Annotated in this window: 28 protein-coding genes; 17 read left to right on the top strand and 11 right to left on the bottom strand. The window is 62.9% G+C overall.

Annotation, left to right across the window (positions count from 1 at the left end):
* Nucleotides 1–58: 58 nt before the first annotated feature.
* The 3 genes from rpsR to QMG46_RS10575 all read right to left on the bottom strand — a co-directional run bounded on the left by rpsR (nt 59) and on the right by QMG46_RS10575 (nt 1,229).
* On the bottom strand, nt 59–289 hold the full coding sequence (gene rpsR, locus QMG46_RS10585; protein ID WP_266169630.1) for a 30S ribosomal protein S18: 231 nt from the start codon (nt 287–289) through the stop codon (nt 59–61).
* Nucleotides 290–305: 16 nt separating this feature from the next.
* Complete coding sequence (gene rpsF / locus QMG46_RS10580) at nt 306–731, bottom strand: 30S ribosomal protein S6 (protein WP_281852473.1); 426 nt, start codon at nt 729–731, stop codon at nt 306–308.
* A gap of 171 nt (nt 732–902) precedes the next feature.
* Complete coding sequence (locus tag QMG46_RS10575; RefSeq protein WP_281852472.1) at nt 903–1,229, bottom strand: HesB/IscA family protein; 327 nt, start codon at nt 1,227–1,229, stop codon at nt 903–905.
* 127 nt (nt 1,230–1,356) lie between these two features.
* Here QMG46_RS10575 and asnS point away from each other — a divergent pair, with 127 nt between their 5' ends.
* The 7 genes from asnS (at nt 1,357) to QMG46_RS10540 (ending at nt 7,379) form a co-directional block, all read left to right on the top strand.
* Nucleotides 1,357–2,757, top strand: coding sequence for an asparagine--tRNA ligase (gene asnS / locus QMG46_RS10570; RefSeq protein WP_281852471.1), 1,401 nt, complete (start codon nt 1,357–1,359; stop codon nt 2,755–2,757).
* A gap of 12 nt (nt 2,758–2,769) precedes the next feature.
* Nucleotides 2,770–3,645, top strand: coding sequence for a MalM family protein (locus tag QMG46_RS10565; protein ID WP_281852470.1), 876 nt, complete (start codon nt 2,770–2,772; stop codon nt 3,643–3,645).
* Nucleotides 3,642–3,959: a hypothetical protein gene (locus QMG46_RS10560; protein ID WP_281852469.1), complete on the top strand. Its 318-nt coding sequence runs from the start codon at nt 3,642–3,644 to the stop codon at nt 3,957–3,959. The genes QMG46_RS10565 and QMG46_RS10560 overlap by 4 nt, the downstream gene beginning before the upstream one ends.
* Before the next feature lie 22 nt (nt 3,960–3,981).
* Entirely contained in the window at nt 3,982–4,773 is a 792-nt protein-coding gene (locus tag QMG46_RS10555) for an SDR family oxidoreductase (protein WP_281852468.1), read from the top strand.
* Between the two features lie 62 nt (nt 4,774–4,835).
* Nucleotides 4,836–6,287: an aldehyde dehydrogenase gene (locus QMG46_RS10550; RefSeq protein ID WP_281852467.1), complete on the top strand. Its 1,452-nt coding sequence runs from the start codon at nt 4,836–4,838 to the stop codon at nt 6,285–6,287.
* 10 nt (nt 6,288–6,297) lie between these two features.
* On the top strand, nt 6,298–6,966 hold the full coding sequence (gene can, locus QMG46_RS10545) for a carbonate dehydratase (RefSeq protein WP_281852466.1): 669 nt from the start codon (nt 6,298–6,300) through the stop codon (nt 6,964–6,966).
* Nucleotides 6,963–7,379: a RidA family protein gene (locus tag QMG46_RS10540; RefSeq protein ID WP_281852465.1), complete on the top strand. Its 417-nt coding sequence runs from the start codon at nt 6,963–6,965 to the stop codon at nt 7,377–7,379. The genes can and QMG46_RS10540 overlap by 4 nt, the downstream gene beginning before the upstream one ends.
* Nucleotides 7,380–7,451: 72 nt before the next feature.
* On the opposite strand, the gene QMG46_RS10535 is transcribed toward QMG46_RS10540, so the two are convergent.
* The 4 genes from QMG46_RS10535 to QMG46_RS10520 form a co-directional block, all read right to left on the bottom strand.
* Nucleotides 7,452–7,634, bottom strand: coding sequence for a hypothetical protein (locus QMG46_RS10535; protein WP_281852464.1), 183 nt, complete (start codon nt 7,632–7,634; stop codon nt 7,452–7,454).
* A 133-nt stretch (nt 7,635–7,767) separates the two neighbouring features.
* Nucleotides 7,768–8,604 carry an N-formylglutamate deformylase gene (gene hutG, locus QMG46_RS10530; protein WP_281852463.1) on the bottom strand — a complete coding sequence of 279 codons (837 nt, stop codon included), beginning with the start codon at nt 8,602–8,604 and terminating at the stop codon, nt 7,768–7,770.
* 10 nt (nt 8,605–8,614) lie between these two features.
* A complete protein-coding gene (gene gorA, locus QMG46_RS10525; RefSeq protein ID WP_281852462.1) occupies nt 8,615–9,961 on the bottom strand; it encodes a glutathione-disulfide reductase in 1,347 nt (448 codons plus the stop codon).
* Nucleotides 9,962–10,200: 239 nt separating this feature from the next.
* Complete coding sequence (locus tag QMG46_RS10520) at nt 10,201–11,460, bottom strand: NAD(P)/FAD-dependent oxidoreductase (protein ID WP_281852461.1); 1,260 nt, start codon at nt 11,458–11,460, stop codon at nt 10,201–10,203.
* A gap of 104 nt (nt 11,461–11,564) precedes the next feature.
* Between QMG46_RS10520 and QMG46_RS10515 the strand changes: the two genes are divergently transcribed.
* The 6 genes from QMG46_RS10515 (at nt 11,565) to QMG46_RS10490 (ending at nt 16,422) form a co-directional block, all read left to right on the top strand.
* Nucleotides 11,565–12,827: a hypothetical protein gene (locus QMG46_RS10515; protein WP_281852460.1), complete on the top strand. Its 1,263-nt coding sequence runs from the start codon at nt 11,565–11,567 to the stop codon at nt 12,825–12,827.
* On the top strand, nt 12,824–13,198 hold the full coding sequence (locus tag QMG46_RS10510) for a BlaI/MecI/CopY family transcriptional regulator (RefSeq protein WP_281852459.1): 375 nt from the start codon (nt 12,824–12,826) through the stop codon (nt 13,196–13,198). Before QMG46_RS10515 ends, QMG46_RS10510 begins: the two co-directional genes overlap by 4 nt.
* Nucleotide 13,199: 1 nt before the next feature.
* The gene (locus QMG46_RS10505; RefSeq protein ID WP_281852458.1) at nt 13,200–14,420 is read left to right on the top strand and encodes a M56 family metallopeptidase; all 1,221 of its coding nucleotides are present in this window, start codon (nt 13,200–13,202) and stop codon (nt 14,418–14,420) included.
* Nucleotides 14,421–14,480: 60 nt separating this feature from the next.
* Nucleotides 14,481–15,053: a C40 family peptidase gene (locus QMG46_RS10500; protein WP_281852457.1), complete on the top strand. Its 573-nt coding sequence runs from the start codon at nt 14,481–14,483 to the stop codon at nt 15,051–15,053.
* A gap of 53 nt (nt 15,054–15,106) precedes the next feature.
* Nucleotides 15,107–15,919 carry a hypothetical protein gene (locus tag QMG46_RS10495; RefSeq protein WP_281852456.1) on the top strand — a complete coding sequence of 271 codons (813 nt, stop codon included), beginning with the start codon at nt 15,107–15,109 and terminating at the stop codon, nt 15,917–15,919.
* Nucleotides 15,920–15,993: 74 nt separating this feature from the next.
* Nucleotides 15,994–16,422: an organic hydroperoxide resistance protein gene (locus QMG46_RS10490; protein ID WP_281852455.1), complete on the top strand. Its 429-nt coding sequence runs from the start codon at nt 15,994–15,996 to the stop codon at nt 16,420–16,422.
* Nucleotides 16,423–16,494: 72 nt separating this feature from the next.
* Here QMG46_RS10490 and QMG46_RS10485 read toward each other — a convergent pair whose 3' ends face one another.
* Nucleotides 16,495–16,980: an FKBP-type peptidyl-prolyl cis-trans isomerase gene (locus tag QMG46_RS10485; RefSeq protein WP_281852454.1), complete on the bottom strand. Its 486-nt coding sequence runs from the start codon at nt 16,978–16,980 to the stop codon at nt 16,495–16,497.
* 44 nt (nt 16,981–17,024) lie between these two features.
* Nucleotides 17,025–18,263 carry an MFS transporter gene (locus QMG46_RS10480; RefSeq protein ID WP_281852453.1) on the bottom strand — a complete coding sequence of 413 codons (1,239 nt, stop codon included), beginning with the start codon at nt 18,261–18,263 and terminating at the stop codon, nt 17,025–17,027.
* 131 nt (nt 18,264–18,394) lie between these two features.
* Between QMG46_RS10480 and QMG46_RS10475 the strand changes: the two genes are divergently transcribed.
* A complete protein-coding gene (locus QMG46_RS10475; RefSeq protein ID WP_281852452.1) occupies nt 18,395–19,048 on the top strand; it encodes a class I SAM-dependent methyltransferase in 654 nt (217 codons plus the stop codon).
* A 495-nt stretch (nt 19,049–19,543) separates the two neighbouring features.
* Entirely contained in the window at nt 19,544–20,872 is a 1,329-nt protein-coding gene (locus tag QMG46_RS10470; protein ID WP_281852451.1) for a DEAD/DEAH box helicase, read from the top strand.
* Nucleotides 20,873–20,983: 111 nt separating this feature from the next.
* Here the strand turns inward: QMG46_RS10470 and QMG46_RS10465 are convergent, their stop codons facing one another.
* The gene (locus QMG46_RS10465) at nt 20,984–21,496 is read right to left on the bottom strand and encodes a GNAT family N-acetyltransferase (RefSeq protein WP_281852450.1); all 513 of its coding nucleotides are present in this window, start codon (nt 21,494–21,496) and stop codon (nt 20,984–20,986) included.
* Nucleotides 21,497–21,531: 35 nt separating this feature from the next.
* Entirely contained in the window at nt 21,532–22,383 is an 852-nt protein-coding gene (gene fghA, locus QMG46_RS10460; RefSeq protein WP_281852449.1) for an S-formylglutathione hydrolase, read from the bottom strand.
* 156 nt (nt 22,384–22,539) lie between these two features.
* On the opposite strand from fghA, the gene QMG46_RS10455 reads away from it, so the two are divergent.
* Nucleotides 22,540–24,444, top strand: a complete 1,905-nt coding sequence (locus QMG46_RS10455) for a DEAD/DEAH box helicase (RefSeq protein ID WP_281852448.1) — start codon at nt 22,540–22,542, stop codon at nt 24,442–24,444.
* Between the two features lie 93 nt (nt 24,445–24,537).
* Nucleotides 24,538–25,329 (top strand): dioxygenase family protein, encoded by a 792-nt coding sequence (locus QMG46_RS10450; RefSeq protein ID WP_281852447.1) that lies wholly within the window; start codon nt 24,538–24,540, stop codon nt 25,327–25,329.
* Nucleotide 25,330: the final 1 nt, after the last annotated feature.

Raw genomic sequence — 25,330 nt, 5'->3', positions numbered from 1 at the left:
TTGTCCGAAGGAGTAGCACCCTCTCCCGATAAGGGGGAGAGGGCTTACGACGCGCTAATTAAACGTCGTGGTTGTCGGTGTACGGCAGCAGCGCCAGGAAGCGTGCGCGCTTGACCGCAACGGCCAGCTGACGCTGATAGCGTGCCTTGGTGCCGGTGATGCGGCTCGGAACGATCTTGCCGTTCTCGGTGATGTACTGGCGAAGCGTGTTGAGATCCTTGTAATCGATCTCTTTGACTTTTTCGGCAGTGAAACGGCAGAACTTGCGGCGGCGGAAGAACTTGGACATGGCTTAAGGCTCCTGATCAGTCGTCGCTGTCGCGATCGTTGTCGTCACGGCCGATGCGACGATCGTCGCCATCGGAGTCGTCATCGCGGCGACGCGAAGACTTGGCGTCGTCCTTTTCCTTGCTCTTGAGGATGAAGGACTGCTCGGTATCAGCAGCGTCGCGCTTGACCACCAGGTGGCGCAGCACGGCGTCGTTGAAGCGGAAGCCCGACTCCAGCTCGTTCAGCGCGTTCTGGCCCACTTCGATGTTGAGCATCACGTAATGCGCTTTGGCCAGGTTGACGATCGGGTAGGCCAGCTGGCGGCGGCCCCAATCTTCCAGGCGGTGGATCTTGCCGCCGTCGGTCTCGATCAGCGCTTTGTAGCGCTCGATCATCGCCGGAACCTGCTCGCTCTGGTCAGGGTGGACCAGAAACACGACTTCGTAATGACGCATGGTCATTTTGGGAAAACTCCTTGTGGATGCGGCCCTTAGCGGGCCTGGCAGCCTCCCGCCGGATGCGGTGAGGCAAGGTCTGAACGCGATGGGCTGCGGACAGAAGCGGGATTCTATCCCGGTGGCGGGACGGGTGTAAAGGCTTGATTTGCCTGACGGGAAGCCAGCTCCGCGGCATCAGCCGACGGTAAAGCTCTCCCCACACCCACACTCCCCGGTCGCGTTCGGGTTATGGAACACGAAAGCCGCATTCAGGCCCTGGCGCTGGAAATCGATCACCGTGCCATCGACCAGCGGCAGGCTCTTGCTGTCGACGATCAAGGGGACACCGTCGACCTCAACCAGACTGTCTTCGTTGCCGATCGCCTCGGCCAGGTCCACCACATAGGCAAAGCCGGAGCAGCCGGTGCGCTTGACGCCGAAACGTACGCCCGTGGCCCCTGGCGTCGTGCTCAGGAACTGGCGCATGCGTTCGTTGGCGGCGGGAGTGATCGAGATGCTCATAAATAAAAGTGTGCGCTTTATGTCGGCCTTGCGGCCCAAAACCGTCGCGATGCGGACGGGGGCTCCATTATGATGGTGGTTTGCCCATACGCGCCAACATTGCGGCGCCCAGCAGGAGTTTCAATCCATGGCGGTGGTTAGCGTCAAACAGGCTCTTTCCGGCAAGCTCGAGGCCGGCTCCAAGGTGACCGTACGCGGCTGGGTGCGCACCCGGCGCGATTCCAAGGCTGGCCTGTCCTTCGTCAATGTGACCGATGGCTCGTGCTTCGACCCGATCCAGGCGGTGGTGCCGGCGACGCTCGGCAACTATGAGACGGAAGTGAAGCACCTGACCAGCGGCGCGGGCCTGATCGTGACCGGCACCTTGGTGCCGTCGCAGGGCAAGGGGCAAAGCTTCGAGCTGCAGGCCGACGAAGTCATCGTCACCGGCTTGGTCGACGACCCGGAAACCTATCCGATCCAGCCCAAAGCCCATTCGATGGAATTCCTGCGCGAGGTCGCCCACCTGCGCCCACGCACCAATCTGTTCGGCGCGGTCACCCGCATCCGCCACACGATGATGACGGCGATCCATCGTCATCTGACCGAACAGGGCTTCTTCTGGGTCAATACCCCGATCATCACCGCCTCCGACGCCGAAGGGGCCGGCGACATGTTCCGGCTTTCCACGCTGGATCTGGCCAACCTGCCGCGCGATGAACACGGCAAGATCGATTTCCGCAAGGACTTCTTCGGTCGCGAAGCGTTCCTTACCGTGTCCGGACAGCTCAATGTCGAGGCGTACGCGCTGGCGATGAGCAAGGTGTACACCTTCGGCCCGACCTTCCGCGCGGAAAACTCCAACACCCCGCGCCATCTGGCCGAGTTCTGGATGGTCGAGCCGGAAATCGCCTTTGCCGACCTGACCGCCGACGCGGACTGCGCCGAAGCTTTCCTCAAGGCGATCTTCAAGGCGGTACTGGAAGAGCGCCCCGACGACATGGCCTTCATCGCCGAACGCGTGCAGCCCGACGCGATCACGCGCCTGGAAACCTTCATTGCCCAGCCGTTTGAACGCATCGATTACACCGATGCCGTCGAGATCCTGAAAAAATCGGGCCAGAAATTCGAATTCCCGGTGGCATGGGGCATCGACCTGCAAACTGAACACGAGCGCTATCTGGCCGAGAAACATATCGGCCGTCCGGTGGTCGTTATGAATTACCCGGAGCAGATCAAGGCGTTCTACATGCGTTTGAACGACGACGAGAAGACCGTCGCGGCCATGGACGTGCTGGCACCGGGCATCGGCGAGATCATCGGCGGCTCGCAGCGCGAAGAGCGCCTGGACTATCTCGACCGCCGTATGACCCAGTTCGGTCTCGATACGGCCACTTATGGCTGGTATCGTGACCTGCGTCGCTACGGCACGGTGCCGCATGCGGGCTTCGGACTCGGTTTTGAACGCCTGCTGGTCTATGTTTGCGGTTTGTCGAACATTCGCGACGCGATTCCTTATCCACGTGCGGCAGGGACGGCCGAATTCTAAACTCAAGTGTCCATGCGCCATCGATACCTAGTCGTTTTCCCCACGATTCTGCTCATTGCGCTGCTAGGCGGCTGCCATAGCGTCAAAAAGCTGGTGCCGCCCAATTTTCGCCCGCCGGAGAACCCGACGGGCCAGCTCGACCTGGCCAAGAAAACGCTGCAGGACGCTACGCCCTGCTGCACCAGCTTTGCGGACTTCTCCTATCAGAGCCAGTTGCCCTGGAGCCCGCAGAAATTCGAGCTGGGCCCGGGCAGCTCGGTCTTCAGCCTCAACGGCCAGCGTAGTTACTTTCTGAGTTTCCGCTTGCCCGTCGACGGCAAGCTGCCCTATCGCATCGGCTTGAAGTCCGAATTGAACGGACGCTGGTTGCGCAGCAGCTATCTGTTTGCGCCTACGGTGGTCTTGCTCGACGAAGCGTTCCAACCTGTGGACGAGCAGCAGGATGTGAAGCTTTGCGAACATGTGGGCTGGAGCGACGACACCACCGGCGCATTCGGCAGCTTCGAGGTCAAGAACCCCAAGGCACGCTATATCGTCGTGTTCAGCTCGGCCGCGCAACAGGCGAGCAACACCTATTGGGAACAGTCGCCCGCCGCGTTCTCCGCCGAAGCACCGGTCAACATGAGTGCGGCCGGCAGCTTCAAGATCCCGCATGGTCCCGACGGCATATTGTGGGTCGGCATGATGGACAAGGCCTATGCCGGCGCGGTCGACAATGCGGTCTGCGGCAAAGCGCCCGCGGGCGACGGCGTGCTCAAGACGCTGCGCGATGTCATTCCGGTGCCGCTGTGGTCCGATTCGGGCAGCAACTCCGCCAAGACGAGCAGCAGCTCGTCATCCTCATCGGGCGATGGCGGCACCGCTAGCGGCGGCAGCACCAAGCCATGATCGAAATCTATCTGTCCCTGCTCGTCGTGGGGGTGATCTTCTTTCTGCTGCACTTTGTCGCGCAGGTGCGTATCGCGTCGCTGCTGCGTGTCCGCCATCCGCACGAATGGAACATCATTGCCGTGCCCGAAGGCGGCGGCAAAGTCGGTGCCGTGCGGATATGGATGCGTTTGCAGCTGGCGCTGCGCTCGCCGGTACTGCCCGCACTCGAAGATAAGGCCGTCACCCAGTGGCGACGCGTCTGGCGCTACGCTCCATGGCTCGCGTGGATCTGCTGGTTCGGCGCCCTGGCGCTGCAATGGTCCGCGCGCTGACACCCACGGCAAGGAATCTTTCATGCAACTGGATCTGACCGGACGCCATGCTTTCGTCTGCGGCGCATCGCAAGGTATCGGCCGCGCCACCGCTATCGAGCTGGCGGAGCTGGGGGCGAACGTCACCGTGCTGGCTCGGTCGACCGATGCCCTGAAGGAACTGGTCGAGCTATTGCCGCGCAAGAGCGCCGACCAGCAACATGCCTGGCGCACCGCCGACATGCTGGACACCACCGCCCTGCTCGCCGTGGCGGCGGATGTCGCCGCTGGAAACCCGGTACATATCCTGATCAACAACACCGGCGGCCCGCCGGCCGGCCCGGCGATCACTGCGGTACCGGAAGCGTTCGAGGCTGCCTTTCGGCAGCATCTGCTCGCGGCCCAGTCGCTGGTCCAGGCCTTCGTGCCCGGCATGCGCAACAGCCATTACGGCCGCATCGTCAATGTCATCTCCACCTCGGTCAAAGAGCCGATCGCCAGCCTGGGCGTATCCAATACGGTACGCGCGGCGATGGCCGGCTGGTCGAAGACCCTGGCGGGCGAGCTCGGCCCCGACGGCATCACGGTCAACAACGTGCTGCCCGGCTATACACGCACCGATCGCTTGAACAGCCTGCTGCAAGGTCAGGCGTCGAGCACCGGGCGCGGCGCGGAAGAAGTCGCCACCGGCATGCTGGCCGCCGTCCCCGCGCGTCGTTTTGGCGAGCCGTCCGAGGTAGCCGCAGTCATCGCTTTCCTGAGCACGCCAGCGGCGGCTTATGTGAATGGCGTAAGTATCGCCGTGGATGGCGGGCGCACACGCTCGTTGAGCTGAGCTCCAGCGCCTGTACGCGGGCGTCCGGTGCATTCTCGCCACGCAGCCTATAAGCTTGCGCGATGTCACCCAAGCGCCTCGCCAATCTTATCGACGGTCGCCTTGAAGCACCGCGCGCCAACCGCTGGCTGGACGTGTTCGAACCGGCAACCGGCGCGGTCTTTGCGCAATGCCCCGATTCCGATGCGAGCGACATCGATGCGGCCGTAGCTGCCGCACGGCGCGCGGCACCGGCTTGGGCCGCCACGTCCGCGGATAATCGCAGCCATCTGTTGCATCGCCTGGCCGATCTGGTCGAAGCGCGCGTGGAGGAGTTCGCCGCACTGGAGTCGCGCGACAGCGGCAAGCCCCTGGCCTTGGCGCGAAGCCTGGATATTCCACGCGCCGTCAGCAACCTTCGCTACTTTGCCGCGGCCATCGTGTCGTGGAGCAGCCAGTCGCATGCGATGGAACTGGGTGCGATCAACTACACCTTGCGCCAGCCGCTGGGCGTCGTCGGCTGCATCAGCCCGTGGAATCTCCCGCTGTACCTGTTCACCTGGAAGATCGCGCCAGCGCTCGCCGCAGGCAATACCGTCGTCGCCAAGCCTTCGGAAATAACCCCCTGCACGGCGGCACTGCTCGGCGAGTTGACCATCGAAGCCGGCCTGCCACCGGGCGTATTCAACATCGTGCAAGGACGAGGGCCCGGCGTTGGGCAACCGCTGATCGAGCACCGTCAGGTCAAGGCTGTTTCGTTTACCGGCAGCACGCGTACGGGCGAGATGATCGCGACGGCAACGGCGACGCAATTTAAGAAAGTGTCGCTGGAAATGGGTGGGAAGAATCCCGCCATCGTCTTTGCGGATGCGGAGCTGAGCGACGCCAACCTCGACACCATCGTGCGCTCGGGCTTTGCCAACCAAGGCGAAATTTGCCTGTGCGGTTCGCGACTGCTGGTGCAACGCTCGATCTACGCGAATTTTCGCGAACGTTATCTGGAGCGTGTGCGCGCCTTGCGCGTCGGCGATCCGAATGAAGCGACCAGCGATCTGGGCGCTCTGGTATCCAAAGAGCATTTCGACAAGGTCATGGGCTGCATCGCGCAGGCGCGCGAGGAAGGCGGCGACATACTTTGCGGCGGACATGCCGTGCAACTGGATGGCCGCTGCGCCAACGGCTGGTACGTTGCACCGACGGTCATCGAAGGCCTCGCGCCGGATGCGGTTACCAATCAACAGGAAATCTTCGGTCCGGTCGTCAGCCTGATTCCATTCGACGATGAGGCCGAAGCCATCGCTATCGCCAACGGCACCGGTTACGGCCTGGCCGCATCGCTGTGGACGACCGATCTCTCACGCGCGCATCGCGTTGGCGCGGAACTCGATTTCGGCATCGTCTGGATCAACTGCTGGCTGCTGCGCGACCTGCGCACGCCCTTCGGCGGCACCAAGCAATCGGGCCTGGGCCGCGAGGGTGGCGAAGAAGCGCTGCGCTTCTTCACCGAGCCGAAAAATATCTGCATTCGCTATTGAGATCGCTATCGTGACCAACCCATTGCAACCTCTGCTCGACAGCAACCGCATCTGGTCCGCATCGGTGCGCGAGCAGGATCCGCACTTTTTCGAGCGGCTCGCGCAACAACAGGCTCCCAAGTATCTTTGGATCGGCTGCTCCGATTCGCGCGTGCCCGCGACACAGATCGTCGACCTGCCGCCGGGCGAAATCTTCGTCCAGCGCAATGTCGCGAACGTGGTCTCGCACTCGGACCTTAACTGCCTCAGCGCGATCCAGTTCGCCGTCGATGTGCTGAAAGTCGAACATATTCTCGTCGTCGGCCATTACGGCTGCGGCGGTATCCAAGCCGTGCTGGACGATCGGCGACTGGGGTTGGTCGATAATTGGTTGCGCCACGTCAGCGATGTGGCGATCAAACATGCAGGCATGTTGGCGGGCATCGATCTGATGCAGATGCGCAATTCGCGCCTGTGCGAACTCAATGTGATCGAGCAAGTCATCAACGTGTGCCAGACCACTACCGTGATGGACGCCTGGGAACGCGGCCAGCAACTGTCGGTGCATGCATGGTGCTACAGCCTGTTCGACGGCCGCATCAAGGACCTGGACCTGCATATCAATTCGCGTGAAAGCACGCGATCTTCCTACGATCACGCGATCGAACGCCTGCTCGCCATGCCTGGAACGGAGCGATGAGCGATATCATTCGCACCTCAACGGCACCTGCGCCGGTCGGTGCGTATCCGCACGCACGCCGCGTGGGCAAGCTGCTGTTTCTTTCCGGCGTCGGTCCGCGCCAGCCTTCGGACAACACCATTCCGGGCAATGTCTACGATGCCCACGGCACCCTGGTGGCTTACGACATCGAAGCTCAATGCAGGCAGGTATTTGCCAATGTCCGCGCGGTGCTTGAAGCGGCCGGCGCACGATGGGAAAACCTGGTCGACGTGACCGTGTACCTAACCGATATGGCGCGCGACTTTCCAAGCTACAACCGTCTCTATGCCGAGCATTTCGCCGGCGTCGATGCCGCGCGTACGACTCTCGGCATCACTGCACTGCCTACGCCGATCGCCATCGAACTGAAGTGCGTCGCGGCCTTTGACTGATCCGCACAAACAAAAACCCCGGCAGCGGTAACGCTGTCGGGGTTTTCAACGTGCCCTGGAACGCGGAACGGGTTATGCCGTCTTCGCTGCCTTGGCCGCCTTGTGATGGTGCTGCTTCTGGTGATGCTTGGTGGCGGACTTTTTCGCCAGCACCGTGTGGTGACCGGTAGCGGGCGCAGGCGCGGTTGCGGCGATCACCGAACCGGAAAGAGCCACACCGGCGACGAGCATGAGAGCGATCGCAAGTTTACGCATGGTGGTATGCCTCGGGCGTTTGAGTGCCGCGGACCCGGCCGGAACCCGGCGTGCTCGGGCGGCGCGACGGCACCAACATAGCACTGGTTTTTACGTTGAGAAACGAGATTTTTCGTGCCGGCAATACACGTTCTTACAACGGGGTCATTGACTTTCCGAAAGGCGGATCCTGATTCGCATTTTCTTGCGCTTCGACGATGCAGCACTGAAGCAATTGCAGGATCAGCGCCTGGGTCTGCACGGCCTTTTCTTCGTCATAGGCCAGGCTGTCTTCGTCCATGTAGTTGAGCTGGGCGAGCTCCAGTTGAACCGCTTCGACCCCATCCTGAGGGCGGCCAAATTGCCGTGTGATGTAACCGCCCTTGAAGCGGCCATTGACCACGAAGCTGTAACGCGACTGCGCCTTCAGACAGGCTTCCAGGCGCTGCTGCAGAGCCGCTCCGCAGCTCGCTCCTTCGGCGGTGCCGAGGTTGAAATCAGGGAGCTGTCCGTCGAACAACATCGGCACATGGCTGCGGATGGAATGACCTTCCCACAGCACCAGACGGCCGTGCTCGTGGCGCAACCGCGCAACTTCCTGCGCCAGCGCCTGGTGATAGGGCTGCCAGAAATCATTTACTCGCCGTTGAATTTCTTTCTCGTCCGGCTCGGCACCTTCCAGGTACAAAGGTTCGCCGTCGAAACCGATGGTCGACACCAGGCCGGTCTCCTTGCGACCCGGATACAGCGCATGGCCGTCGGCTGGCCGATTCAAATCGACGACGTAGCGCGATGCCACCGGCTTGATCACACTGGCGCCGAGTTGGTGCGCCAGCGACTCGTACAAGCGCCCGACATGCCAGTCGGTATCGATGGAACGCTGCGCCCTCGGCGTCATGCGCTCGGCGATATCGGGCGGTATATGGCTACCGTCGTGCGGCAGGCTGATCAGGAGCGGCGCAGTGCCGCGATGCAAGGTGTGCGTGGTCATACCGGCAAGTTTAAGTCATCAGTACGAGTTCTTCGGCCGAACTCGGGTGGATTGCCACCGTGTCGTCCAGATCGCGCTTGCGCATGCCCAGTTTCATCGCCACGGCGAAGCCCTGCATCATCTCCTCGGCTCCCAGGCCGAGCACGTGAACTCCGACCACCAGCTCCTCCGGGCCGACACAGACCAGCTTCATCACGGTCTGCCCGGGATGCTTGGCCACGGCCCACTGCATCGGTGAGAAACGCGTGCGATAAATCCGCACATCCGTGCCGTGCAGCGCCCTGGCCTGTTCCTCGGTCATGCCGACCATCGCCAGCGGCGGCTCGGCAAAAACCACGCTGGCGATGTGCTTGTGCTCCAGCCGCGCATCGGGTTTGCCGCCGAACAGGCGGTCGGCCAGACGCCGGCCCGCGGCGACGGCAACAGGCGTCAGCTCACGGTTTTCGCATACGTCACCGACGGCACTGACGCCCGGCACATTGGTGTTTTGCCAGGCGTCGACCAGGATGCGACCATACTTGCCCAGCTTGACACCTACGGCGTCCAGATCCAGCGACTCGGTATTGGGCACGCGCCCGATCGCCCACAGCACCGCATCATAAGGGCCGCAGCCGCCGGTGGTCGCGTCGTCGAGCATCAGCTGACCATCGACCTGATGCAGTCCGCGCACCTGGACATCGCGACTGAACCGGATGCCCTGCTCCGTCATGCGCTGCTCGAGCTCACCGACCATTTCCATATCGAAGCCGCCAAGCAGGCGACCGCGCGCATGCACCGTGACCTCGCTGCCCAGCGCCCGCAGCAAACCGGCGAACTCCATCGCAATGTATCCGCCGCCGACAATCCCGATGCGCCTGGGCTGTTCGTGCAAGGCAAACATGTCGTCGGAGATCAGCCCCAGCTCGAACCCCGGCACGTCGATGCGATGCGGGCGTGCACCGGTCGCGATCACGATCTGCTTTGCACTCAGTTCGTCGCCGCTGCTGGTAGCGATCGTATCGTTGGAGACGAAACGTCCCGCTTCGCGACGCCAATGCACACCGACTTCGTCAAGCCGCTTTTGATAGCGCCCCTTGATGCCGTCGATATAGTCCGTGCGAAGCTGGCGAAAATGTTCCCAGTTGAACGGACCTGGCGTCGACGAAAACCCGTACTCGCCTGCCAGTTCCTGCGCGTGGGCCAGCTGCGCGGCAAACCATAAGGCCTTTTTCGGCACGCAGCCGACATTGACGCAGGTACCGCCCAGCATGCCCGAATCGAGCATCGCAACACGCGCACCATGGCGCGCGGCGCGGATGGCGGTGGCCAGGCCGCCCGAGCCCGCACCCAATACGATCAGATCGAAACTCTCGGCCATCGGTGTCTCCTGTTCATGGCGTGCACGTTAGTGGCGGGGGCTTTAAAGGGGTGTCAATGCTGACAGGAATGATCTTTGGGAACCCTGGAAAAAACCTCAGCCTTCCGTCATCCCGGCGAAGGCCGGGATCCATTCCTCGGTCCTCGCCTGTCAGACAGCATGTGGCAAGCATCGACGCTGAGGAATGGATCCCGGCCTTCGCCGGGATGACGAATAGGAAGGCTTTCTGAGGGTTTCATTCAAAGACCAAACCGCGCAGGCGCATAAGGCATCGGATCGATCTCGTGCGTGGCGCCGGTCAATTGCGCAGCGACCAGTTCACCGGTCGCCGCCGACATGCTGATGCCCAGCATGCCGTGCGCGGTGGCCAGGCTCAGGTTCGACCAGCGCGTGCTTGGACCGATGATCGGAATCTCGTCCATGCTCATCGGACGCCAGCCCCACCATTCTTCCTGCAGGTCCGGCCCTACCGGCTCGTGCAGGCTTTCCGCAGCCGCGCGACGCAAGGCATTCAAGCGGATCTGATTCAGGCCCTCGTCGTAGCCGGAGAACTCCATCGTGCTACCCAGCCGAAAGCCGCTACCCCAGGTGGTGACACAAACGGCCGCCTCGCGCAGCACCAGCGCATGGCGCGGTACCCGCGCGGGACGGCTATAGGTCAGCGAATAGCCCTTGCCCGGCTGCATCGGCAAGCGCAGTCCCAACTCCCTGCCCATCAGCGGCGACCAGGCCCCCAGGGCCATGATGACGCGGTCGCCATAAAACACGCCACGGGTCGTGCGGACATGGCTGATGCGGCCTTCCTGAGTACCGAATTGATCGATGCGCGCACCGCTTTCGATGACCCCGCCCAACTCGCGCACGCGCCGCGCCAGCTCGGCCACATAGCGATCGGGCCGGAGCTGCGCATCGTCGGGGTGGTACAGGCCGCCGACGATGCCCGGCTTGAGCGCGGGCTCCATGCCGGCGATCTGATCGCCATGCAGGCGGCGTACTTCCACGCCCAGCTTGTCCAGTACCGCCGCATGATGGCGCTCGTCCGCGTGCAGCAGCTTACGGGTGCGATAGACATAGAGCTCACCGCGCTCGACGAACTCGCAGTGCAGCCCTTCCTGCTCGATCAAGGAGCCCATCAGGCGACGTGAGCGCTGCAGGATCGCCGAGCGAGCCGCGGCAGCATGGTGGAAATCGCGCCAATTGCAGCGCCGGGCGAAACCTAGCATCCAGCGCGCGCGGTCCAGGTCGACCCGGGGATTGAGGTAGAGCGGCGCGTCGGCGCGCAGCATCGAGCGCATCGCCACCGAGATCATGCCGGGCATGGCCAGGGGGGCGGCATGGCTGGGGGTAATCGTGCCGCAATTCCCATGCGAACTGCCGCTACCTGGCGTACCTTGCTCCAGCAGGCGAACGGACACGCCCGCCTTCAACAAATACAGCGCACAAGCGAGGCCAATAACACCACCGCCCAGAACAAGCACATCACTTCGCGAAGCATCCATCCGCTCATTGTAGCGGTGCGTTCGGCAACCTCATCCCCAGGGGAGCTTGCAAAATGAGAATTACAGATGTAATTTCATTTCGGACTACACACGTAATCCTTGCCATGATCGCTTTCGCCAGCCAGTTCGCTTCACCCGCCAGGGCCATGCCGTTACAGGCGACGTTCGCCAGAGACGTCAGCTCGGCGCGCGACCTGCTGAGCGACATGGAACCGATGAAAAACGATCTCGCACGCTACAAATACCTGTCCGATCAGTTGCCCCGACTGAGCGAAAAGCAGTGGATCGTCGGCCAGCAACTAGCTGCGACACTGGAGAACCAGCTCGGCCTGTACGACGAGGCGGTGCACGATTTTCCGTTCGACAACCGCGCCCGAGTGGAGATCGAACCGGTCAAACTGCCGGGCCCCGCCTCCTGGAAGGCGGAGGATGCGGCTGACGTCATTGCCCGTCTGGCCACCGACCGCCGTCTGGTCATGATCAACGAGGTGCACCACGACGCGCATACCCGTGAACTGACGCTCGAGCTGTTACCGCGGCTGCGCAAACTGGGCTTCAATTATTTCGCCGCCGAAGCGCTGGACGACAAAGATACCGAGCTGATGCATCGCGGCTACCCGGTGATGGGCGGAAGCCCTTACTTGAACGAACCGGTCTACGGCGAGATCGTACGCGAGGCCATCCGCCTGGGCTTTATCGTCGTTGCGTACGAATCACCAGGATCCTCCACCGCCGAACGCGAACAGGGCCAGGCGGACAATCTCTATCGCCGGGTATTCGCGCGCGATCCGACGGCCAGGCTATTCGTGCATTCGGGCTACGCCCATATCGACAAGGCAACCGGCAACTTCGGCGGCGACATCGTGCCGATGGCGGTTCATCTCAAGCGCCTGAGCGGCATCGAGCCCCTGTCGATCGATCAGTCGCAATTGCGCGATATCGGCGGTCGCGGCAACAACGAAGCCTATCGCCAGCTGACCGTCGACTTTCATCCCGATGGCCCCAGCGTGCTGGTCAGCCGGCACGACGGCACAGTGTGGAGCACCGATAAGCGTCTGCACGATGTCAGCGTGTTGCTGCCGCCCATGGACCATCGTCGCCGCCCGGGCTGGCTCACGCTGGGCGGCAGGCGCGAGTCACGCCTGATCACGACGGCACTGTGCGACAAGAAGGTGCCGTGCCTGATCGAGGCGCGCTACGCCAATGAAACCGACAACGCCACGCCCGCCGACCGGGTCGCCATGATGGTGCCCGACAGCGTCAGTTCGCTGTACCTGAGCCCCGGCGATTACCACCTGACCGCCATCGACGTCGACGGCCGGCTTTTAAGCGAACGCAAACTCCATATCGATGCGACGACACCATGATCACCATCAGTGAAGCCGAAGCCCGCGTCATGGATGTGCTGTGGCAAGCCGCGCCACGCACATCCGAAGAGATCGTCGAAGCCTTGCGCGAGCCCACCGGCTGGCATGAGAAAACCATACGTACCTTGCTCAACCGGCTGCTCGGCAAGGGCGCGGTAACGGCCGAACGCGACGGGCGGCGTTACATCTACGCGCCGGTGCTGACCCGCGAAGCATGGCAACAACAGGAAAGCCGCAGCCTGCTCGATCGCGTATTCGGCGGCAAGGTGACGCCGTTGCTCGCGCATTTCACCCGCCACGAAAAGCTCTCGGCCAAGGACATCGCCGAGCTGCGCAAACTGGTCGACGACATCGAGAAGAAGGGGCGCTGAGATGAACGACGTACTGTGGCATCTGTTGCCGTGGAGCACGCTGGGGTTGCTGCTCGCCCTGCTGCTGCGACGTCCGCTACGAAAGGTATTCGGCGCGTCGCCGGCATTCACGCTTTGGGCCTTGCCACCCTTGTTCTGTCTGTTGCCCTGGCTGCCTGCTACACCGTTGTCCACCACCTCGCCGCTCCTGCGCGTGATGCCCGACAGCGCTGCGGCACTTGCTACCGAGATGCCCGCAACCGTCAGCGTGCTCGGCCTCGGCGCGCTATGGCTGGCCGGTGTCGCCGCCTGTGTCGTGCGACTGCTTGTCCACTACGTGCATCTTCTCAGGCAAGGGCGCGGGCTCGATCCGGCAACGGCGGCAACGCTGTTACCGATGCTGCAGGGCCTGCCTTTGGAGCGTATCCGCACCGCCGAACAAGGCCCCGCCGTGCTGTGGGCGCCGCGTCCCCGGTTGTTGCTGCCGGCGGATTTTCTCCAGCGTTTCGATGCCGCCGAGCGCGCCTGCGTGATACGTCACGAGCTGACCCATCTGCGCCGTGGCGACGCATGGTGGAGCCTGATCGCCGAACTGATGCTCGCACTGCTCTGGTTTCACCCGTTGGCATGGCTTGCGTTGCCACGCTTTCGCCTGGACCAGGAACTCGCCTGCGACGAACGCAGCCTGCGCGACGCGCCCGAACAGCGTAGCCAGTACGCACACACCTTGTTGCACAGCACCGGCATGTCGTTTGCGCCGGCCATCACCCCGTGGCTCAACCACCCCCAATTGAAGGAGCGGTTACTCATGATCCAGCAGGTTGCTTTCAGTGTTTCGCGTCGCCGTATCGGTTATCTCGTCATTGGCCTGTTGATGAGCAGCAGCGTAATGGTGGCGCAGGCAGCCACCCAAAATACGGCGCACGGTGCGACGGCGGATATCCAGTTCAATCAGAAGATTACGCCTGCGTACCCGAAAGAATCGATCGTCAACAAGGAACACGGCCTGGTCATGCTGAAAATTCAGGTGGACACGCAGGGCAAGGTCAAGACGATCGACTACGACGCCAAGCACAGCACCACCACCTCCACCGCCCTGATCAAGGCGGCCAGCGACGCCGCTGCGCAGTGGCGCTTTTCTCCCGCCACACGTAATGGCAAGCCGATCGAAAGTTATGCCCAGGTCCCCGTGCAGTTCGATCTGAACGAGTTGCCGACCAACCCAGCCTCGTCCAAATCCTGAAGACTTCCCTATAACTTATTGATTTGATAACCTCGGCACGCCTACTGCCGAGGTTGTCCTATGCGCCACCAGGAATCAGCCGCCTGCGCACCCAAGCCTGCCTTGCCGCGCCTTATGTTCCGCGGCGTGCTTTGCCTGGCCATCGCTGTCCTGGCCGCCTGTTCCACGCCCGCGCCGCGCAAACGCCAACCCACGTTCAAGGAATCGCATTCGTCGCTGGCCGACGAACCCGCACGCGCACCCAATGCCGTGGGTACGGCCAACGACGTGCTGTTTCGCGCCATCGCGCTGGTCGGCACACCGTATCGTTGGGGCGGCAACACGCCCGATGGCGGCTTTGATTGCTCGGGGCTGGTCGACTATATCTACCGCAATGCCGCCGGCCTGATGTTGCCGCGCACCTCGCGCGATATGTCCGTCATGAATGGCGTCAAGGTCAAGAGCATGACCGACCTGGCCAGCGGCGATCTGGTGTTTTTCGCCAGCAGCGGCGGCATCAGTCACGTCGGCGTCTATGTTGGCAAAGGGCGTTTCGTGCATGCACCCAATAGCGGTGGCACCGTGCGATTGGACGATATCGATGGGCCGTATTGGCGCGACCATTTTGCTTATGGCAAGCGCCTGCTCGATTGATCGTCGTTGACGCTGACAAGCTGCGCGCGGCCTCGGAAAACCACGGGAAGGTCATGAAAATATCCGCGTCGATATGGCTCGTACTGCTTTGCTTGATGACCGGCACGATGACCGCCTGGGCAGGCACGCCGACCTTCTTCGATAAGCCCGCACGAGAAACCCGGGTTCCGTTGCCGGCCAATCCGGACGTGCCCGGCGCCAAACCCATACTGACCTGCTGGTATTACCCACGCTTCATGGTCAAGCAGGTCGACCGCGGAGAGAAAGGCGCCGAACAACTGGCCATCGCCCCGATCGCAACCGACCACACCGCACCACCCTGCATCGAGAAACCCGCCAAGGACGAACAGTCGATCCAGGACTGGAGCGGCTATTTCTGGGGCGTGAAAGGGAACTATGTTTTTTTCCAGGCCGCCGACAGCATCAACGGCGGCACCGGCTTTGCCGTCTTCAACGCCGACAACGGGCAGCGGCTCCACACAGGCAACATGTCCGATGAGCAATTCCTCGCGCTGCAACGGCTGACACCCGCCAGCACACGCGGTACCGATCCCCGCATCACGCTACCGCCGTATCCCTTGCTCATGCGTTACCACAGCAACTTCCAGGCGCCCTGCTCGCTGCGGTCGGCTCCCACCGTCTGCTGGAATCTCGTCCGCCAGACACTCGGGCTGACACAGGCCACACCGCCCGACTGCAGCAAGACCTACGCCGAACAGGAACAGCAAGCCACGGCTGCCGACAAAGTCGCTGTAGCAAGCAACCCCACCGTGATCACCTACGACGTGGAAGCGGTCGTTGACGGCAACGGCGTCGTACGACTCACATCGGTCTCCCCGGCAACGGCCTGCTTCCCGGCCGAGTAAGGCACTCGTCGATCACGCTTTCTTATCGGCCACACCGCAAGACTCAGGGTTTTCCCCGTCACGGAGCGAACACCATGAGCATCGAAAAGATCGTCTACACCGCCACTGCCACCGCCAAGGGCGGTCGTGAGGGGCATATCCATAGCAGCGACGGCGTACTGGATTTCGACCTGCGCATCCCTAAGGAAATGGGCGGTCCCGGCGGTGCCGGCAGCAATCCCGAGCAGTTGTTCGCGGCCGGCTACGCGGCCTGCTTCGAAGGCGCGGTGCGCTTTGTCGCCCGCGAGAAGAAAGTCGCGCTGAAAGAGGCATCGGTGACCGCGCATGTCGGTATCGGCCCGCGCAAACCCACCGGCTTCGGTATCGCGGTGAAACTCGAGGTCAGCCTGCCGGGCATCGATCGTGCTGTTGCGCAGGAACTGGTGGACACGGCACATCGCGATATCTGTCCGTATTCGCATGCGACACGGAACAATGTGGACGTGGACATTTCTTTGGTGTGAGCCGTAAAAAGAAGGCCCGCTCATGGCGGGCCTTCTGACTCCTCACCGGCTACCGCAGGCAGCGGTTTGGTATCAATGCGCGTCCGCACCCGGCGGATGGGCATGACCGTGCTGGATCTCTTCTTCCGTGCCGTCGCGCACTTCGTTGATCGTGACATCGAAGTGCAGCGCCTTGCCGGCCATCGGGTGGTTCAAGTCCACGTCGATGGTGCTCATGCCGACCTTGTGCACCGTGACCACGCGGTGGCCGCCCTGCTTGAGCGCCAGCACGGTGGTGTCGCCGACCTTGAGCTTGGCGCCGTTCTGGAAGTATTTCTTCGGCACGCGCTGAATCTGGCCGTCCTGGCGTTCGCCGTAACCGTCGACCGGCGCCACGTCCACCTGCAACGACTCACCGGCCTCATGCTCTTCCAGTGCCTTTTCCAGGCCCGGAATCAGCTGGCCGTGGCCAAGCAGAACCCACAGCGGCTCGTTGCGATCGAGCGAACTTTCCACCTTTTCGCCGTCCACCGTCAGGGTGTAGTGCAGCGAGACGACCTTATCCTTGCCAGCCTTCATTGCGTATCTCTTAGATAGATCAAACCGGGGATTCTAGCACCCGCTCAAGGGGATGGCTTGGCCCGGCCAAAGCCCACGCCACGGGCCTCCGGGCCGAACCCGGCCAGCAAGGCCAGGACGACCGCGACCACGGCGATCCACAGCCCCATGGCAAAAGCCAGGTCGCCGCCATGCCAGTCGGCGATGAGGAGCTGGGCATTGCCGGTATAGGCGGCCAGCAGGTTGCCGATCTGGTAGGCAAAGCCCGGCAGGGTGCCGCGCACGCCATCGGGCGATAGCTCGTTCAGATGGGTCGGCACCACGCCCCAGGCGCCCTGCACCATCACCTGGATCAGGAAGGCGCCGATCGCCAGCAGCAACAACGAACCACCGTGCACCCATAGCGGAATCACCGGGATCGCCAGCAAGGCCGCGATCACCATCGCCCGGCGCCGGCCGATACGTTCGGACCAGGCTCCAAAGAACAGGCCCCCGAACATCGCACCCAGATTGAGCATGGCCACCAGCATGAAAGCCGCACCCGAGCCGGTCGGCAGGTGCAGGCTCTTCTCTTCGAAGGTGTGATAAAGGTCCTGCGAGCCATGGCTGAACATGTTGAACGCGGCCATCAGCAAGGTCATGTAGATCGCCAGCTTCCAGTGGCCACGCATCGACTCGACCAGGCTGCGCTTGCCATGCTCGGCCTTGCTCGCCTCCCAGACCGGCGACTCGGGGACCGAACGGCGGATGTAGAGCACCAGCAAGGCCGGTACCGCACCCACCACGAACAAGCCGCGCCAACCGATATGGTCGATCAGCAGCCAGTTGGCCAGGGCTCCGAGAAAGAAGCCGCAGGGATAGCCGCTTTGCAGCAGGCCGGAAACCAGGCCGCGCGCCTTGGGCGGCACCGACTCCATCGCCAGGGAAGCACCAAGCCCCCACTCGCCGCCCATCGCCACGCCGAACAGGAAGCGCAGTACCAGCAGTACGGTCAGCGAAGGCGCGAATGCAGTGGCCAATTCGAAGGCCGAAAACAGGATCACGTCGAGCATCAGGATCGGGCGACGTCCGAAACGGTCGGCCAGACGTCCAAACAGCAGTGCACCGATCGGGCGCGCGGCCAACGTAAGAAACAGACCATAGGTCACTTCCGACGGCGACACCTTGAATTCGTCGGAAATACCGACGATGACGAAGGTCAGCAGAAAGTAGTCGAAGGCGTCGAGGGTCCAGCCGAGAAAGCTGGCCAGTACCGTGTGGCGTTGCTCATGATTGAGCTCGCGCAGAGGTGACAGAAACGACATCAACATCCCTTCTTGCGACTTGGACCGCCGGAGGCTAGCACTTTGGCGATGGCTGCGACATGGTTGGCGGCACGCGAACGGCAAGCGAAAAAACAACGCTCCGCTTACGACTGCTTGGGCATGCTGGGCGAATGATCGATGTTTCGACACGACGCCTGATCGCCAAACGGTTTCCGACTTCTGGCCAGCGTCTGCACGCACGCTGGAAGCTTGCCTACGATCCGGCCTACGCGGCCACACGCGAACTACTCGATGGCTCGCCCTTGCCGGTGCTGGATATCGGCTGCGGTTTGGGTCTGCTTGCGCATTTTCTCCACGCCACCGATGCGCTGCCGGGCTATGTCGGCGTCGATCACGACGAGCGCAAGATCGACGCGGCAAGGCAGGCGATCGAGCGCGGCGGACTGTCGCGCGACATCGAACTGCATCACGCCGATGCCGCCAGCCTGCCACCGCACGACGGTCATGTCGTCCTGCTCGATATCCTGCATTACCTACCGCGGGAGCGGCAGTCGGACCTGCTGGCCACGGCCATGATGCATCTGGCCGAGGACGGGATCCTGATCATCCGCAACGTACTGCGCGAACCGAGCTGGCGTTTCCATGCGACCCGGGTGGAGGAATTCTTCCTGAAGAACTCAGGATGGATCCCGGTTGGCGCCCAGCACTATCCGAGCGCCGAGGAGATTCGCGGGCCGCTGGAGCGGCATGGGCTGAAGGTCGCCATTACCTCGCTGCACGGGCGTACGCCGTATAACAGCTACCTGATCGTCGCCCGCCGGTAAAACAGGCACAAAACCTCCCTGATTTTGTAGGAGCGAACTCAGGAAAGCTCAAAAAAAACCCCTCCCTACTCGTCATTCCGGCGCAGGCCGGACAAGCGCCTGCGCGTAGAACGCCCGAAGGGCGGCCCCGAAGGGGCGAGCAAAGCGAGTAACCCAGTGGCGTTGTGATCGGTTGTCGCGAGAGCCTGCAGAAGTCAGTTCCATCGCGAAAACTGAAAACCGGTGCCACTGGGTCCCGGCCTGCGCCGGGATGACGATAATCAAGACTGAGGTGATTTCGAGGCTTTCGTCAGCGGCGACCCACGGTTACGTCACGGCTGGTAGCGACCGAAGCCGCTGCTACAGAGGCCCGGAAAGGATTTTGTCCTACCTTTGTGCAGCCGCAGCATAAACCTGTTACACTCAGCGGGACGGCTACTCATGTTTAGGCCGCCTCCCTCCCTATTTGATACATGCAACGCGGTTCGTGACGCTCCGAGTTGCTCTGGAGCTCTCATGTCATTTGAATCGCTGGGCCTTGCGCCCGCGTTGTTGCGTGCGCTTGCCGACCAAGGCTACGCCAACCCCACCCCCATCCAGGCCGCTGCCATCCCGGTCGTACTGGAAGGCGTCGACCTGCTCGCCGCTGCCCAGACCGGCACCGGCAAGACCGCGGCGTTCGCGCTGCCGTTGCTGCAGCACCTTTCGACCCGCCCGCCCAGCGTCGGTCGTCGTCCGAGCGCGCTCATCCTGACCCCGACGCGCGAACTGGCGGCACAGGTCAACGATAGCCTGCGCGACTACGGCAAGCACATGCGCATCAATACCGCCACGATCTTCGGCGGTGTCAGCATGGGCCCGCAGATCCAGTCGCTGCGTCGCGGTGTCGATATCGTCATCGCCACGCCCGGTCGCCTGATCGACCACATGCAGCAGCGCACGATCGATCTTTCGGGTGTCGAAGTGCTGGTGCTGGACGAAGCCGACCGCATGCTCGACATGGGCTTCCTGCCCGCGTTGAAGCGCATCCTCACCGCTGTGCCGCGCAAGCGCCAAACGCTGCTGTTCTCGGCCACCTTCGCACCGCCGATCAAGGCGCTGGCGATGCAGTTCATGCACCAACCGCGCGAAGTGTCCGTCAGCCCGCCCAACACGGTCGCGAGCACGGTCACCCATCGCGTGCATCCGGTGGACGCCTCGCGCAAGCGCGACCTGCTGCTGCACGTGCTGTCGCAGGACAGCCGTCGCCAGACGCTGGTGTTCAGCCGCACCAAGCACGGCGCGGACAAGCTGGTACGTTTCCTGGAAACGTCCGGTATGCGCTCCGCCGCCATCCACGGCAACAAGAGCCAGAACGCGCGTACGCGCGCGCTCAGCGGCTTCAAGACCGGCCGCGTCACCGTGCTGGTGGCAACCGATATCGCCGCGCGCGGTATCGATATCGACCAGCTGCCGATGGTGATCAATTTCGATCTGCCGATGGTCGCCGAAGACTACGTGCATCGCATCGGCCGTACCGGCCGTGCCGGCATCGAGGGCGTGGCCGTGTCTCTGGTCAGCCATGAAGAAGCCGGCCTGCTGCGCGATATCCGCAAGCTGCTGAAAGACGAGATCGAAGTCAGCGACATCGCCGGCTACGCCCCATCGCAGCCGCTGCGCCTGGATGCCAATGCACCGCGTCCGGCCCAGGGCCAGCGCCAACCGCGCCAGCCGCAGCAGCGTCAGGGCAAGCCGCCGTCGCATCGCCCGCATGGTCATGCGCAGTCCAACGGTGGCGGTGGCGAGAGCCATGCTGCGGGGAATCGCAAGCGTCGGCCGCGTCGTCGTCCGGCGGCTAAGGCTTAAGAGCTAGCGCAAGAGCTCCCTCACCCCCGGATCAAGTCCGGGGCAGGCTCCATCCCTCTCTCCCGGCAAAGCCAGGGGAGAGGGTGCAGAATGAGGGAGTGCACGGGCTTTTTAGTCTTTCCGTACCAATGCCGTGAGCACGTGGTCTTCCCAGTGCCCGGCAATGTTCAGGTATCGCTTTGCATAGCCTTCGCGCTCGAAACCGAGGCGCGTAAGCAACTGCGCGCTGCGTTGGTTGTGTGGCATGTAGTTCGCCATCACGCGATGCAGGCCCAGCGGGCCGAACGCGAATGCGAGTCCGGTCGTCAACGCTTCGTGCATCAAACCCTGTCCCTGCCGCGCCTCCGCTATGCCATATCCGAGATGGCAGGCCTGGAATACGCCGCGCACGATATTGGCGAGGTTGAACGTCGCGACGCATTCATTGGACTGGGCATCGAACACGGCAAACGCATACCCGCGATCCAGCCGCGCCGTTTCGCGCGCATCGGCAACGGTCTGCAGGCAATGATCGAGCGTGTAGTAGATGTGCTCGCGCAATGGTTCCCACGGTGCCAGATGTACGCGATTGTCGATGCGATAATGCAACAGTTCCGACGCATCCGATTCCATCGGAATGCGCATGATCAGACGTTCGCTTTTTAAAGCCGGCAGCACGCTCACAGATCGGCAAGCACGCGCGCGTGATGTCGCAGATGGTCTTCCATGAAGCTGCTGATGAAGTAATAACTGTGGTCGTAACCGGCCTGGCGACGCAGGATCAACGCCTGCCCCACATCGGCACAGGCCTGTTCGAACAGTTCCGGTTTCAGCTGTCCTTCGAGGAATTTATCCGCCTCGCCCTGATCGATCAGGATCGTGCCGGGAAAGGGTTTGCGTCGCACCAGCTCGCTGGCGTCGTAGTCGTACCAGGCGGTCTGATCGGCGCCCAGATAATGGGAAAAGGCCTTCTGCCCCCACGGCACGCGCGATGGCGCGACGATCGGCGCGAACGCCGATACCGAGCGATAGCGCTGCGGGTTTTTCAACGCAATCGTCAACGCCCCGTGACCACCCATCGAATGGCCGAAAATGCCGCTGCGCGAGGCGTCGACGGGGAAATGCGCGGCGATCAGCGCGGGCAGTTCGTCGGTGATATAGCTGTACATGCGAAATCGCGACGACCAGGGCGCCTGGGAGGCATCGAGATAAAAGCCGGCCCCTTCGCCGAACTCCCAGTCGCCGGTTGCACCCTCGATGCCGGTATCGCGTGGGCTGGTATCGGGCATGACCAGCACCAGGCCCAGCTCGGCAGCCACGCGCTGGGCGCCGGCCTTGATCGTCGCGGTCTCCTCGGTACAGGTCAGGCCCGCCAGGTAATACAACACGCCGCAGGCCTCCTTTGCGGCCTGGGGCGGCTGAAACACCGCAAACCGCATACTGCCTCCACAACGGGAAGACACATGCCGGTAAAATCCCTGCGTACCGCCGAAGCAACGCTGCTCGGAGATCGTTTCGATGGAGGCTGTCATGGCCCGATCGTCCTGTCCGCCAAAGAGCGACGATGATAGCGCCGGTGAGGCCTGCACGAACCTGTTCAGCACAGGCTTAAAGCAGCGGTCAGGCCGGGCTGCTACAATAGTCGCCATTCTCTTGCATGCCCTCGCGCGTGCCCTATCGAGGTTTCCATGTCCTCCCCGTCTTCCGATTCCACTCCGGCCCCCGCCGGATTTGCTGCGCTTGGGCTGCACCCTGAGCTTTTGCGGGCCTTAGCCGATGTCGGCTATGAATCGCCCTCGCCGATTCAGGCTGCCACCATTCCGCCCTTGCTCGAGGGCCGCGACGTGCTCGGCACCGCTCAGACCGGTACCGGCAAGACGGCCGCTTTCGCACTGCCGATCCTTTCCCGCATCGACATGAAGCCGGGCAAACCGCAGTCGCTGGTGCTGGCGCCGACCCGCGAATTGGCCATCCAGGTGGCTGAAGCGTTTCAGCGCTACGCCGCCCACTTCCCCGGTTTCCAGGTGCTGCCGATCTACGGTGGCCAGGGTTACGGCCCGCAGCTGCATGCGCTCAAGCGCGGCGTGAACATCGTGGTCGGCACCCCCGGCCGCGTGATCGACCACCTTGAACGCGGCACGCTGGATCTGTCCGAACTGCGCTATCTGGTGCTCGACGAAGCCGACGAAATGCTGCGCATGGGCTTTATCGACGACGTCGAGAAAGTGCTGCAGGCCACGCCGCCCGAGCGCCAGGTCGCGCTGTTCTCGGCCACCATGCCGGCACCGATCCGCAAGATTGCCCAGCATCACCTGAAGAACCCGGTCGAAGTGAACATCAAGTCGTCGACCACGACCGCGGCCAATATTCGCCAGCGTTATTGGTTTGTCAGCGGCATGCACAAGCTCGACGCGATGACGCGCATCCTCGAGGCCGAGCCGTTCGACGCGATGATCATCTTCGCGCGCACCAAGCAGGCCACCGAAGAGCTCGCCGAAAAGCTGCAGGCACGCGGTCTCGCCGCCGCGGCGATCAATGGCGACATCGCACAGCCGCAGCGCGAACGCGTGATCCAGCAGCTCAAGGACGGCAAGCTCGATATCCTCGTCGCGACCGACGTGGCCGCACGCGGCCTGGACGTCGAGCGCATCAGCCATGTGATGAACTACGACATTCCGTACGACACGGAAAGCTATGTGCATCGCATCGGCCGTACCGGCCGCGCCGGCCGCAGCGGCGAAGCGATCCTGTTCGTGACGCCGCGCGAGAAAGGCATGCTCCGCTCGATCGAGCGCGCCACCCGCCAGCCGATCGAAGAAATGAAGCTGCCGACGGTCGAAGCAGTCAACGACCAGCGCATCAGCCGCTTCAAGCAGCGTATTACCGACACGCTGGCGATCGGCGAGCTGGGCCTGTTTCAGCAGCTGATCGAGCAGTACGAGCAGGAACACAACATCCCGGCGGTCGAGATCGCCGCCGCACTTGCACGCATTGCCCAGGGCGACCAGCCGCTGTTGCTTACGCCGCCGCCGAAGCGCGAAGCACCGGCACGTGAGTTCGCGCCGCGCGAGCGCAACGATCGTAACGATCGCGGTGACCGTAACGATCGTGGCGATCGTCGTCCCCGTCCCGAAGGCGAGGAACGTCCGCGGCGCGAGCGCGAGGCACCGCGCGAATTCGGCACCCGTCCGCTGCGCGCGCACGTCACCGAGCAGGGCATGAAGACCTACCGCGTCGAAGTGGGCCACGAGCACGGCGTCAAACCGGGCAATATCATCGGCGCCATCGCCAATGAGGCCGGCCTGGAAAGCCAGTTCATCGGCCGCCTGAGCATCCGCAGCGAGTTCAGCCTGATCGACCTGCCAGATGGCATGCCGCCGGAGGTCTTCCAGCACCTGCAAAAAGTCTGGGTGAGCCAGCAGCAGCTGCGTATCCATGAGTGGGACGGCCAGGACGCCAGTGGCGGCGACGCACCGGCACCACGCAAGGGCGGTTTCCGTCCGGGCGGCGGTGGCGGCGGTGGCTTCAAGGGCAAGCCCCGTCCGCCAGGCGGCAAGCCTTCGGGCAACAAGCCTCCGCGCAAGTTCAAGTAACGCCACGGCTGTCGCCGGATCGTTCCGGTCCGGCGACAATCCGTTCGCGACAGCGGGGCTGGAAACGCTGTGCGCAAGCTCTATCTTTAGCGCATGACCAGCCTCCCCAGTCTCTATATCTCCCATGGTTCGCCGATGACGGCGCTGCACCCCGGTCGCAGCGGTGTACGGCTGAGCGAACTTGCACACGCCTTGCCGCGGCCCAAGGCGATCGTGGTTGCCAGCGCGCATTTCCTCGCCCGACAACCGGTCGTCGGTGGCGCGCAGGCACCGGAAACCGTGCATGACTTCGGCGGCTTCCCGCGCGAACTCTACGAGATGCGCTACCCGGCCCCGGGTTCACCCGAATTGGCGACGCAGATCCAGGACTTGTTGAAGGACAACGGTCTGCCTGCGTTGGTCGATCCACACCACGGTCTCGACCATGGCGTGTGGTCGCCCCTGCACCTGCTCTATCCGCAAGCCGATATCCCGGTGGTGCCGTTATCGATCCAGCCCGAACTCGGGCCATCGCATCAGCTCGCCGTAGGTCGTGCACTAGCGCCTCTGCGCGAGCAAGGCGTGCTGCTGATCGGATCGGGCAGCATCACGCACAACCTGTACGACTTCCGCGCGGGCTATAGCGATACGAACGAAGCGCCATATGTGCGGCCTTTCATTGAATGGCTCGAACAGCGGCTGGCCGCGAACGACGTCGATGCCCTGCTCGACTATCGCCGGCAGGCACCGTTCGCCGAACGCGCCCATCCCACCGACGAGCACTTGTTGCCATTGTTCGTGGCACTGGGTGCCGGCGGCGACGGCGCTGCAGCGCAACGCATCGACGCCGGCATCGACCTGGGCTTCCTGGCGATGGATATCTACCGCTTCGATCGCGCCGCGTGAT

It is taken from the genome of Dyella sp. GSA-30, assembly GCF_027924605.1.
Classification (GTDB): Bacteria; Pseudomonadota; Gammaproteobacteria; order Xanthomonadales; family Rhodanobacteraceae; genus GSA-30.
This window is presented reverse-complemented; position numbering and strand designations above follow the sequence as displayed.